The sequence below is a fragment of the Pseudooceanicola sp. genome, from assembly GCF_041987405.1.
Taxonomy (GTDB): Bacteria; Pseudomonadota; Alphaproteobacteria; order Rhodobacterales; family Rhodobacteraceae; genus Pseudooceanicola.
Map to the genome: position 1 here is coordinate 831,401 of NZ_JBHIWR010000001.1, position 12,241 is coordinate 843,641.

The following is a 12,241-nucleotide window of genomic DNA, read 5'->3' on the forward strand; positions in this document are numbered from 1 at the left end:
TCGAGGGTCAGCTTTGCTCAGAAGTGAACAGTCCCTAACTGAGCAGTCTCAGGATCGCTTCCACGACGCCTCGGACACCTACGATGGGATTTTTCGAGCTGATCATAGCGGGAAGCTCCATGCGGAAAGTGACCGACTGGGCATCCACATGCTGATGGGTGATAACGTCATCGCGCCTCAGGACCTCAACTCCTGGGTCTGCCATGTCGTACCCACGAACAAAGGTCACGCCAAATTTAGTCGTAAACGGTGCTTCGTTGACCATCGTGGCATGCTCGTACCCGATGCCGGACTCCGTGCCGTAAACAGACACGCGCTTGAGGAACTCGTCGACCAAGCCGCCAGCTCCGGTGGCGATGAGACGCTCCAGAATGCTCTCCACCAAGGAAGGGATCGACAAAGCTGGCGCATTGAGATCGGCTTGGCACAGGCCGATGCTTACGAGGAGCAGATGCGTTTCACCTGCCGTGTCATCACTGGCAGGGGTAGGTTCAATCTGGTGGATGCCATGGATGGCATGACTTGAGGTGGTGCCAGTAGTGGTTTTTATTTCTACGCCCGTGCCTTCCCATATGAAGTCCCTTGCCGAGCGGCGCCAACCATCCCAAGCTTGCACGATTGGTCCGACCTGAGGATCGGTCGCCCGTCGGCAAAGAGCGTCGAGTAGTAGCAGTTCCCCGATAAGTCCGAGGATCGCATTCTCGGAGATTTCCAAGCGCTTAATGGCAAGTTCGATCAGCGGCTCGGTGACGGCAAAGGCGCGCTCCAAATTGGCATCTGCCTTCTCGCGCAGCAGTTCAGCGGCAATAAATGCACCGACCTGGTCGAAATGCCCCAGCGCAGGCAAGCAAATGCGGTTTGCGTTCAGCGGAGGCAGAGTTTCACGGTGCCAGGAGTGGTAGTGAAGCGCAGTCTTGACCGCGCCGGTCCGGGGCCTTAACTCGTCGCCTGCAAGGAACAGCTCCAAATGGCCGCGACTATTCCTAGCGATCCCGACCACCTTCGCATCCGTCAACCAAGTAATGGCTCGGTCATCTCCATTTGTGCCCGCCGGAACGGTGTTGATCTGGTTTAGAACTGCTTCGTAGCTGGTCATGAGAGTTCCTTCTAAACGATGGAAGCGCCAGCACGGGTGGCGGAAAACTGCTCTGGACCTCCCGCAGGAAGACAGACTCCAACGGCGACCGTGGGATGCTCGTCGTCCGAATGCTGATTGACGTAAAAGAGAATTTGACCGTCGGAACCGCTGGGTCGCCATCCTGTGTTGCTGCTCGACGGCACTTCAGCGCTACGGTGGTAGTAGTCGAAATAGACGTCGCCGCGATACTGGCCCGGACCGGCGTTGGGGTCACTCGCACCCCAAGTGGTCTTGAGTTCGCCTCCGGCTACCCTCTTTGTGGTGGCGCGTATTTTAAATGGAAGCCGTGCCAACGGGCTTTTGGATATGGTAGCACCGCCTCCATATCGAATGCCGATCCAGAAACGTGGTCGCTCGGCGTTCTTGCGGGTCAGGTCAGCGTAGGACCACAGATCGTTGGGCTGGCCGGTGACAAATAGGCCCGGAATCGACCGAGAGAGGCTGGCCGACCAAAGTCGAAGATAAGCGGCGATCGCATAGGGACAGGCTCGCCTCGGCTGGTCTCCCTCGCTATGCCTTACCGGGGGTCGATAGAAAGGTGTGTCCGCTAGTGGGGCGACTGCGTTTGCACGGGCTTCGATATCGCTCCAGAATTCCGCGTAAAGCCCCTCGTTTCCAGGACGGTAATCCGCGAAAGTAAGACTATCTAAGAGTTCGGCGGCCTCGGTCAGTTCGAGTGGATCATTTAGGATTCGGCCCCGCAGCACATTGGCAACAGTGAGGTCGCTGGATTCGGATGGCCGAACAAAGAGGCCAGCCACGACGTCTGCATTGGGATCCGCCCGGTGGCTGTCATTGATGACCGTAACGAAGGGGCGAGCACCCGGTGATAGTGGAAGGTTACCCAGGCCTGCGATCTTGCCTGTGGCTTCGAAATTGAGCCCCTGCAAGACGGTAGGTTTGGGCGTGTCGCTCATCATACGCTCAATGATGGCAGTTCGAACCGCTTCGTCGACATCGTGATAAGCACTGAAGAGGGAGAGTTGGTCGCTGGAGGCGAAGACGCGGCACATCTCAATATATGACCCTCGGTAACCGAACCAGCGCTGCATCTGCATCTGGGTGTCTGCCAACGGGTTGGCCGACGAGCGCTGAAACAACGCTGTGGTCATCCCTTCCAGTGTCAGCCCCCGGGCCATTACATTTCCTGAGACGAAGATCGTGCAAAGGTCACGAGCTGCTTTCCATTTGCCGGTTTCTGCATCCTGGATCGGTGCGTAGACAGGGCGATCGTCAGCGTTAGGGTCGCTGTTGACCACGGCGATCCTAGTTCCAGGTATCACCTCCCTAACCAATAGATCTTCGACAGTCTGCCAGTCCGGGAAACTCGCCGGTGGCAGACCGTCGAACTCCTCCTCGACTACTTTTGCGGAGGCACGATACTTTTCGAGCCATTGCGCCCATTGGGCGGGGTCTGCCAGCAGTAGTTCCACCAAGGTTTGCGGAAGCCCGGTATCTCCAGCTTCCAGGATACCTCGAGCCGTGGCTCGATCCTGAATCCCCGCCCAAATCAAGAGGTCCTCAGCACCCTTGAAGTGGTGCTGGATTGCAGCAGAGGGGTGATACAGCATCGAGTGCGGTGAAGTCACTTTAGTAAGGGCTTCTTCCCTGGTGTCGAACTGCATTGCGAGTGCGGACGCTGGGCCGAGCTTGCCAGAGCGGTATAGGCGGATGGCCCCCGCTACCAAAAACGCTCGGACGGCGTCGGCGAGGTCCTGCTGCACGGAGTCGGTTGTGGGCACGCAAAGTTTAGCTGCTTTCGCGCGGCGATAGAAAACCTCACCGCCGGTGTAGCAAGAACGAATCCCAGCCGCCTCGGGGTAAGTCGATGAGCGAGGGGCATCGAGATTGCCAGGGTCGGTGGTATCTACGGGATGGCCGACGTCAAGCGGCGTGCGAAGAGAGATCAGGAAGTCTCGTGGTGCCAGGGGGTTGTGGTCCTCCTGAAGGAGGTTGGCCTGGGGGGTCGCCGTGTAGGCGATGTAGGTCGAGAAGAGATTCTCAGGCGAACCTTGTGGAGGATCCCAGAGGTTGGCGATCGCACGCGGGATCTGCTTCAGGTTGCCGTAAATGGGGTCCTGCGAGGACTCAACTATGGCGTCGAGAATCGAGCCATCGTCGGCCTCATCGTCAAGCACGAGCATGTGGACGGTGCGACCAAGCTCGTTAACTTCTTTGAAAACGTTGTCACGGAGGCTTGCTGCCAGGGCATGTAGATGGTCAGTCTGCTTCATCGCCACGATGATCAGAGGCATGCCCTGACGCAGCCGTTTTCGAACCTGTGCAGACGACAAACGGTAGGTGGTTGTCAGCGAGTGGGCCTGTTCTGACAGAGCGATGCCAGGCGCAGGACACAGCAGGCGGCGTTTAACTTTCTGTGCGTTTTCCTCGCCAGAGTCCAACTGCTGCAGCAGCCTCTGATAAGTCTGGCGCCACAAGGAGAGGCGGGTCCCGGCGAGTACAACGATAATGTCGAGACCGTTGTCGATGGCCAAGGCTGAGACGCCCAGCATTGAAGCGGTCTTGCCAGACTGAACTGAGCCCATGACGAGTCCCGTGCGCGAGCGGCGGAATGACCACTCGTCGGGCTTCGCGGTGTCGGCCGCCAATATTCCGCGCTGCAAAATGTAGCGAGAGTCTGCCTCAACTGCGGCACGCGCTGTGTCGGTCAAGCCGGCGAGTTGAGCCTTGTACCTTGCCCACCAAGAGTCCACCTCTTGGGGAGCGGGTGGATTGAAGTAGACGTGCTCGACGAGTGGGGAATGTCCTGGCACCGCTCTCAACTCTTCGGTTCGATGCGCATCCGCTGCAACGACGCGTACCCAGAGGTTCCAAACTGCAGACGCACTGCCTCAGCTGCTTGATCAGGGTCGATTTCCAATAGTTCGAGGAGACTTTTGCTAATCTTGGCGATGTAATCCCACTGGGTTTTCGTCTGCGTCTTTTCGGGACGTTCCCAGTCCTCAGCTTGCTCGCTCGCTGTTCGGATAGTATCAGCGTTAGCCTCGATGCGATCCTCGATGTCGTCTGGCGAGGCCGCTAAGGCCATGGCAATGCCGACCAGTGAACCTACGAGTTGGAGTTCCTGCCACTTGGCGCCCTTGCCGCCATCCTTGAACTGATCAGACCACAACTCATCGTGCGCTGAGTGGAGTTCGACAGCGTGTAGCAGCAGCGTGAACAGCTTGTTTAATGTCGATGAGTCGGCTAGCGGGTGCTGCTTGTTCTTCTGGATCGCGATCAGCAACTGGTCGATGTTACGGCTAGTCGATGCCAAGTCTTTTTCTTTGGTGTCATGCACCAAGACAGAGATGACCCATGCGAGAACCTTAGTGCGCTTGTAGCGCGTACCGCCAAAACCGTAGTCTGTCAGCGCCTCACCAAGGCGGTCAAGATCGTGGATGCCGGCAAGCGACCCGGAGATTTTGGCTACATCAGTGTTTGGGTCGGCGTCGCCGGCGGCGGCTAGGGTCGCGCGTGTAAGTTCAACCTCGTGGTAGACGGCGTTACGGATCTCTTCAGCATTCAGGTGCACACCCTGCTTGTTGTAGAGGCGAAAGACTTCATGGATCTGGGCTTGACTGGCCTTAGTGTATTCGATGACGGGAATCTTGTACTGTGCCGTTCCCTCGAACAGGTACTCAATGGTGGTTTGCTCACCAGCGACGTCGATCACCTGCGCCTTGATTTGCGTGTAGTACTTTCCGCGGAGAGGCTCAAGGTAGGAGCCAACCAGCCCGCCGTCTCCTGTCGTTCGCAGCTTGAATGGGAAGTAGTATTCGTTCTCATCTGCGGATTTAAGTGGGCTGCCTTCTAGCGCTTTCCAGGCACGGCGAAACGCAGGGTAATCGTCGTTGAAAAGATCTGTCAGATTCCTCTTACCCAGGTCATCAAGACGTCCTTGTTCGTTGAATCTTTTGTCTTTGTGCCGAGCTGTGACCTCCGCAACCTTCTGCTTTGCGACAGGGTGCTTTCCTACAAACCGGAGAATGGCCGTGAGCCTCTGCTTGCCGTCAACGACCTCATGCGGTGTCGAAGGTCCGGTTCGCAGCAAAATGATGGATGGCAAAGGTACGCCACGCAGGATGGACTCCAGCAACGACTGACGGTCGCTGTTGGTCCATACATCACCACGCTGGTACGACGGCGTTAGGTTGGGCGCCCTCATGGTGAGTTGGTAGATCGGCCATACGTCGGCCTTTGCCGTGACAGGCTCTGGGCTTACCACTTCCTCGATCCCGTCGATCTCGGCCCAAGCGTCAGCCCATGACTGGGTTGCCGTTGCGCGGTTAGTGCCCTTGGCCTCGATTTCTTCGAGAAAATTTCCCTGGAGTCGTACCGCTTTTTCGACACGCTCGTTTAGGCGCTCAAGCGCGCGAAGACTCAGCGGCGGGTTGACACTTCCGGGAGCAAGGAGGTCGGTCGGTTCAAGGTTGAACTCAGCGATTAGTGCCTGAAGGAATCGTTCGCCGCCTGTTAGCGGAAGGTCCTCGCTTAGGCTCAGCCAGCCTTGAACCTCAGCCAGTTTGCTCATCCACGAGGCAGAGGCGAAGTCGACGTCACTGCTGCTGAAAATTGACGAAACCGAGCGAACGCCGTCGGGCGTGTCAGAAGCCTCGGATAGGGTTGCCAGCCCGTTGGCGATGCTCTCCAGGAAGAGAACCCGTTGGTCTTCCTCGTCGAAGTCGTTTTCTTGTTCGATGTGATCTGTCATTCAGCAGCTCTTAAGGGTTCGAGGTCAGAGGTTATGCTCGACGTGGGCCGGATGACCCCGTGCAACAACCGTTCGGCAATTGCTTTGACAACGCGAGCGTTCACTGCGTTCCCCAAAGCTTTGTACGCGTCGACGTCGGACGCTGGCAGTTGGATACCCCCGAGGCTCTGAAGTTCAGCGCATTCGGCTGGCGTAATGTAACGACGTTCACCGGCCAGGTTGGCACCGAGGATGGGCACTTGGGTCTGCGTGAAGGAGACAAGACTTGGGGAGGTAGTGGGACGCTTGATCCGTAGTCCTGACGCACGCACCTGCAGCACGAAGTCGTCGATGTCACGGTTCTCACCTTGCGCGTTCCACTCCATCTTCTGGAAGCTAGACGAGAAGCTTTGTGGGCTCCATCTTGAGATCCAAGGGTCGATCCAGTGGCGGTTGGCTAGGTAGAATTCGCGGTTTTGCCTGATAAAAGTCCGCTTCCACTGCGGGAAATTCAAGTCGCCTGGGCGGTTAGCGTGGCTAGGTATCCTCGTAAGTTGTTCGTCGAGCGAGCAGTCGAGAGACTGGCCGAAGCTGCCCTTAAAACCCATCCGGCTAAGACCTCGGACAGGTCTGCGAACCCAAACCCCTGCCGGTGTCTCGTCCAAGTAGGGATAGGTTGCCCCAAATTCCATCGACCAGATTGGGAAAGAAGGCAGCTTCAGCGAAGCCGGAGAGCACCTTAGGAAGTCGCCCCACATGTCAATGGCTCGCAGCGTCTGTTCCGGGATGGCGCGCCCGGAATGCCCTTCTTGGCGCAGCACCCATTGGATTTCGGTTGGACCTCTATGCTTCGTGGGCCAATCAAAATTATCGAGACCCTGTAGCGACCCTACAAAATATGCGCGGTCTCGCACCTGTGGAATGCCGAAATCGTGGGGCGAGAAGTGCTCAACAGCGACGGAGTAGCCGAGTTCCTCCAACAAGCGAATGATCGTAGTCTTAGTGCGACCGCCGTCGTGCTTTAGGATGTTTGGAACATTCTCCAAGATGAAATTGAGTGGCCGCTTGACGCGCAAAATGTCGTGCACCTTGAAGAAGAGATTACCCTGATTTGTGTCTTTAAAGCCCAGTTGGTCTCCTGCTTTAGAGAACGGTTGGCAAGGAAAGCCTGCAGTAAGTACGTGGTGATCGGGCACATTGAGGGCTATGATTTCGTCGCTGCTCAACTCATTGAGGTCACCCCAAGCATCGACACCGAAATTGACCTTATAGAGGGCCTTCAGTTTAGGCTCCCTCTCTGCAGCGAACACACCACGCCCGTCCAACTCCTCGAGCGCGACGTGAAAGCCACCCAGCCCAGCGAAGAGGTCGACAAAATGAAATGCCTCTTCACTGGTTCCCATATTTTTGCCTCCTCCGTCTCTGCCTGATTGGGCGAGATTTCTCATGATTTGCTCAATTATTTACATAGCCCCACTTCATGTGGTATGTCCAACGGTCTGTTGATCACTACGCGGACTTTGCTGTGCCTCCCGGAATCTCTCCTCCACGAGGAACTAGAGTCTGGCCCAATCCGCCCTTTCTTCTGGTGCGGTGGAATACAAAATAACTCCGAAACTTGATCGCTTCGGCCTGGTCAGCAAGAAGCGAAGGTTCGATTTCTGTTCTTTCTCGCCGAACGCCACCTGCGTCGAAGTGCTCAGGTCATGGCTCCAGAAAATGCTTCCTTTTCAACGCACCCTAAGAAATTCACCAAATGGCAGAAGTCATGAGATTCAGAGAAAAGCTCGCCGAGAGAACGGATTTTGTGCCGATTGCTGGCACGGTGGTGTTCAGCCGGTTCTGCAAACCCCTTTGAAAACGCGAAAAAATCCGGCCGCAGCCGGATCGAGAGAACGCTTTCGCAGGGGCAAGTGGCGGAGGAGGTGGGATTCGAACCCACGGTACGCTTTCACGCACGCCGGTTTTCAAGACCGGTGCATTCGACCACTCTGCCACTCCTCCGGTCGGGGTGGTCTAGCGGGGGCTTTGCGATTCTGGAAGCGCTGTTGCGTCTGAGACGTGAGGCCCACTCGCTCAGACGTGAGTGGGAAAATTCGCCTATTCTCTTCGGCAGACTTTTCACAACGCCTCGCAAAGGATAGGATGCGCCAAAACAAAGGGCAGGGTCGGAATTCCGGCCGCGCGCAGGGCGCGCCGATAAAGGGGCGAAAGATGGCAATCGAGGTTTATCGAACCGGCGGGGCTGCGGCACGTGCGGTTCTGGCCGTGTCAGCGATAGCGCTGATGGCGGGCTGCATGGAAAATGGCGGAGAACTGTTCAAGTCCGCGCCGTCCTCAGGCGGGGCCGGGGCGTCGACCCGGCTGGTCGAGCGGGATGTCGAGGCACCGGAGGTCTTTCAGGCCACCGAAGCCGGTCTCTGGGACGGGCGCCCCTCGCTTGGCGGGGTCTGGGTGGCGCATCCCGATGTGACCGAACCCGAGCGCGCGTTGATCCGCAATGAAGCCAACGGCAAGTTCGTCATCGGCGCTCTGTTCCGTCCTTCGCTGGAACGGTCCGGGCCGCGCTTCCAGGTTTCCTCCGATGCGGCGGAGGCCCTGTCGATGCTGGCGGGTCAACCGCAGACCCTCAACGTCACCGCGCTGCGCCGCGAAGAGGTCGCGGAAAATCCCCCCGCGACGGAGCCCGCGCCCGAAACCACTGTCGCGGCCACGGAAATGCCCGCACCGGAGGCGGTCGAGACCGCCGCGCTGGATCCCGTCGACACGGCGTCGTCCGCGCTGGACAAGGTCGAGGCGCAGCAGACCGCCACGCCCGTCGCCGGGGCCGAAGACGAACCGGCACAGAAGAAACGCCGCTGGTTCTGGCAGAAGAAGGACAAACCCGTCGAGACCATGGATGCGGGCATGAGTACGGGCGCGGGAGCCAATCTTGCCGCGGCCGAAGTGACGACCGAAGCCCTGGCCCCTTCGGCAAACCCTGCCCCCGCCCCCGTGGCCAGCGCGCCTTCGCCGAGGCCGGTCTCCACGCTTGACAAACCCTATCTGCAAATCGGCATCTTCAGCGTCGAGCAGAACGCCAAGAATACTGCTGTCGCGATGCGGCAGGCAGGGATCATCCCCGAGGTTCTGAAACAGAGTTCCAAGGGCAAGACATTCTGGCGGGTCATCGTCGGACCCGCTACCAACAGCGATGAGCGTGCCGTGCTTCTGAAGAAGGTCAAGGCGGCGGGCTTCACCGATGCCTATGCGGTCACGAACTGACCCCCGCCGGGCGGTCAGGCGCACCGCCTGAAGGAGGACAGATGACGCGATCCTTTCGCCCCGGCGCGCTGCTGCGCCGTTTCGCACAGGCCCTGGGCCTCGTTCTCAGTATTACGGTCGCAGGTCAGGCCTGGGCTTTCGACACGCAGGCCAAGGCGGCCTATGTGGTCGATCTGACCACACGCACGGTGCTGCTGGACAAGAACGCCGACACGCCCCTGCCCCCGGCCTCGATGTCCAAGCTGATGACGCTCTATATCGCCTTCGAGGCGCTGCGCGACGGGCGGTTGGAGCTGGACGAGGAACTGCCGGTGTCCGCCCATGCAATGAGCTATGGCGGGTCGACCATGTTCCTCGACACGACCGATCGCGTGTCGGTGGAGGACCTGATCCGGGGTATCATCGTGCTGTCGGGTAATGACGCCTGCGCCGTGATCGCCGAGGCCCTGTCGCCCGACGGGACGGAGGCCGGGTTTGCGCGCTACATGACGCAGCGGGCGCAGCAGATGGGCATGACCAATTCGACCTTTGCCAATTCCAATGGCTGGCCGGCGGCCGGTCATCGGATGTCGATGCGGGATCTGGCCCTGCTGGCCACACATCTGATCGAGGATTTCCCGAATTTCTATCCGCTCTTTGCCGAACGGACCTTTGCCTTTGACGGGCGGGCGCCGCAGAACAGTTCCAACCGTAACCCCTTGCTGGGGCTCGGAATTGGCGCGGATGGTCTGAAAACAGGGCATACCGAAGAGGCGGGCTATGGGCTGGTCGGGTCGGCCAAGCAGGGCGACCGGCGCGTGGTCTTCGTGCTGTCCGGGCTGGACACACAGGCGGCGCGGGCACAGGAGTCGGAAGCGATCGTCAACTGGGCCTTCCGCCAGTTCACGCAGAAATCCCTGCTCAAGGCGGGCGAAACGGTGATGAAGGCCGAGGTCTTCATGGGCCAGGCCCCGACCGTTGCGCTGACCACCGGGGACGACCTGATCGCGCTGGTGCCGGTTCTGAATTCCAAGGAGATCCCGGCGGAGGTGGTCTACAACGGCCCGATCTCCGCGCCGGTGGCCAAGGGCGACCAGGTGGCAGAGCTGATCATCTCCCCGGACGGGCTGCCCGAGACGCGGGTGCCGCTTGTCGCGGCCGAGAGTGTCGCCAAGGGGGGCTTCATGGTGCGGATCACCACGGCGCTGGATCACCTGCTGACCGAGTTGGGCAGCGATCCGGAGGCCGAGCCCGTGACAGAGCCCGCAGGGGAAACCGAGGCGGAGGCCGCCTCCTGATGGCGGCAGGCACCGGTCCGGGCCTGTTCCTGAGTTTCGAAGGGATCGACGGGTCTGGCAAATCCACCCAGGCCCGCCTGCTGGCCGAGGCGCTGCAGGCCGAGGGCCGCGATGTCGTCCACACCCGTGAACCCGGCGGCTCGCCCGGGGCGGAGGAAATCCGTGCCCTTGTGTTGCAGGGCGATCCAGACCGCTGGTCGGCGGAGACCGAGATCCTTCTGTTCACCGCCGCGCGGCGCGATCATCTGGAACGCACCATCCGGCCCGCGCTGGAGCGGGGGGCGGTGGTGATCTGCGACCGGTTCGCCGACAGCACCCGCATGTATCAGGGCCTGTCCCGCGGCGACCTGCGCGGCGTAGTGGATCAACTGCATAGGCTGATGATCGGAGTTGAGCCGGACCTCACCCTGCTGATCGACATGGATCCGGAGGTTGGCCTGTCCCGCGCCAAGGGGCGGCAGGGGATCGAGGAACGGTTCGAAGATTTCGGGGCCGATCTGCAGCGGCAGATGCGGGCGGGCTTTCTGGACCTGGCCAAAGAGTTTCCCGACCGGTTCCGGGTGATCGACGGCGATGCAGAACCGGGCGTCGTGGCCCGCGCCGTGCGCGCGGCGGTGGAGGCCGCCCTGCCCGCCACAACGGGATAACCGCCCCCTTTCCTTCCCCGCGCATGGCCCTCATACTTCGCGCGCTGCCATTGACCGGACCCGATGACCGACGAAATCCCCGAACCAGACCGTATCGAAGGCGTCCCGCATCCGCGCGACACCGTCAACCTGATCGGACAGGATGCGGCGGAGAAGGCGTTTCTGGATGTCTATACCTCCGGTCGGTTGCACCACGGCTGGCTGATCACCGGGCCGCAGGGCGTGGGCAAGGCGACGCTGGCATGGCGGATCGCCCGGTTCCTGATCGCCACCCCGCCTGCGGAAGTGGACGGGCTTTTCGGCGCGCCACCACCGCCCGAGACGCTGGATATCCCTGCCGATCACCCGGTGTCCCGGCGTGTTGCGGCGGGGGCGGAACCTGCGCTTTTCCTGCTGCGCCGGGGCGGCATGGGGACGACCGACAAGGACCGGGAGAAGAACTTTCGCGAGGGCAAGTTTTCCAAGGTGATCCGGGTCGAGGAGGCCCGGCCGCTGAAGAACTTCTTCTCGCTCTCCTCGGTCGACGGCGGACGCCGGGTCGTCATCATCGACAGCGCGGACGAGTTGAACACCAACGCCGCCAATGCGATCCTCAAGCTGCTGGAAGAACCGCCCGCACGGACCGTCCTGCTGCTGATCTCGCATCAGCCGTCGCGCCTTTTGCCAACGATCCGGTCGCGGTGCCGCGAATTGCGCCTGGCCCCCCTGCCCGCCGAGGCACTGGAACAGGCACTGGCGCAGGCCGACATCGAGCCCGGTGCCAATACCCCCGCGCTGGCCGAACTGGCGGGGGGATCGGTCGGCGAAGCCGTGCGGCTGATGACGCTGGACGGGTTGCAACTCTATGCCGACCTCATCGCCCTTCTGGGCACCCTGCCCCGGTTTGATGCCGCCCGGGCCCAGGCCCTGGCCGATACCGCCGCAGCCCGTGGTGCGGAGGAGCGGCGCGTGCTGCTGCATCACCTGATCGATCTGGCCCTGTCGCGGCTGGCGCGGGTTGGCGTGACCGGCCAGACCCCGGCGGTCGAGGCCGCGCCGGGAGAGGCGGAGGTGCTGGCGCGGCTGTCGCCAAACGCCGTTGCCGGCCGCACCTGGGCGCAGGCGGCAGAGGAGGTCGGCGCGCGGCTGAGACATGGCGAGGCGGTCAACCTTGACCCTGCCGCGCTGATCCTTGATACCGTCTTCAAACTCCAGAGCATTGCGGGCGGTCAGGCCGCCTGAT

General features: G+C 60.5%; 8 protein-coding genes and 1 tRNA gene. 4 read left to right on the top strand and 5 right to left on the bottom strand.

What is annotated here, in order from left to right; translation table 11 throughout:
- Positions 1-34 precede the first annotated feature (34 nt).
- The 5 genes from ACFC2Y_RS03790 to ACFC2Y_RS03810 all read right to left on the bottom strand — a co-directional run bounded on the left by ACFC2Y_RS03790 (position 35) and on the right by ACFC2Y_RS03810 (position 7,835).
- Positions 35-1,096, bottom strand: a complete 1,062-nt coding sequence (locus ACFC2Y_RS03790) for a PD-(D/E)XK motif protein (RefSeq protein WP_375175383.1) — start codon at positions 1,094-1,096, stop codon at positions 35-37.
- An 11-nt stretch (positions 1,097-1,107) separates the two neighbouring features.
- Positions 1,108-3,684 (bottom strand): Z1 domain-containing protein, encoded by a 2,577-nt coding sequence (locus ACFC2Y_RS03795; RefSeq protein WP_375186403.1) that lies wholly within the window; start codon positions 3,682-3,684, stop codon positions 1,108-1,110.
- A gap of 233 nt (positions 3,685-3,917) precedes the next feature.
- Positions 3,918-5,852, bottom strand: a complete 1,935-nt coding sequence (locus ACFC2Y_RS03800; RefSeq protein ID WP_375175381.1) for a DUF262 domain-containing protein — start codon at positions 5,850-5,852, stop codon at positions 3,918-3,920.
- Complete coding sequence (locus tag ACFC2Y_RS03805) at positions 5,849-7,234, bottom strand: DNA cytosine methyltransferase (protein ID WP_375186404.1); 1,386 nt, start codon at positions 7,232-7,234, stop codon at positions 5,849-5,851. Before ACFC2Y_RS03805 ends, ACFC2Y_RS03800 begins: the two co-directional genes overlap by 4 nt.
- A gap of 511 nt (positions 7,235-7,745) precedes the next feature.
- A tRNA-Ser gene (locus ACFC2Y_RS03810) sits at positions 7,746-7,835 on the bottom strand.
- A gap of 210 nt (positions 7,836-8,045) precedes the next feature.
- On the opposite strand from ACFC2Y_RS03810, the gene ACFC2Y_RS03815 reads away from it, so the two are divergent.
- The 4 genes from ACFC2Y_RS03815 (at position 8,046) to ACFC2Y_RS03830 (ending at position 12,240) form a co-directional block, all read left to right on the top strand.
- On the top strand, positions 8,046-9,095 hold the full coding sequence (locus ACFC2Y_RS03815; protein WP_375175379.1) for an SPOR domain-containing protein: 1,050 nt from the start codon (positions 8,046-8,048) through the stop codon (positions 9,093-9,095).
- 41 nt (positions 9,096-9,136) lie between these two features.
- Positions 9,137-10,372 carry a D-alanyl-D-alanine carboxypeptidase family protein gene (locus tag ACFC2Y_RS03820; protein WP_375175378.1) on the top strand — a complete coding sequence of 412 codons (1,236 nt, stop codon included), beginning with the start codon at positions 9,137-9,139 and terminating at the stop codon, positions 10,370-10,372.
- On the top strand, positions 10,372-11,019 hold the full coding sequence (gene tmk / locus ACFC2Y_RS03825) for a dTMP kinase (RefSeq protein WP_375175377.1): 648 nt from the start codon (positions 10,372-10,374) through the stop codon (positions 11,017-11,019). The genes ACFC2Y_RS03820 and tmk overlap by 1 nt, the downstream gene beginning before the upstream one ends.
- Before the next feature lie 63 nt (positions 11,020-11,082).
- Positions 11,083-12,240 (top strand): DNA polymerase III subunit delta', encoded by a 1,158-nt coding sequence (locus ACFC2Y_RS03830; RefSeq protein WP_375175376.1) that lies wholly within the window; start codon positions 11,083-11,085, stop codon positions 12,238-12,240.
- Position 12,241 lies beyond the last annotated feature (1 nt).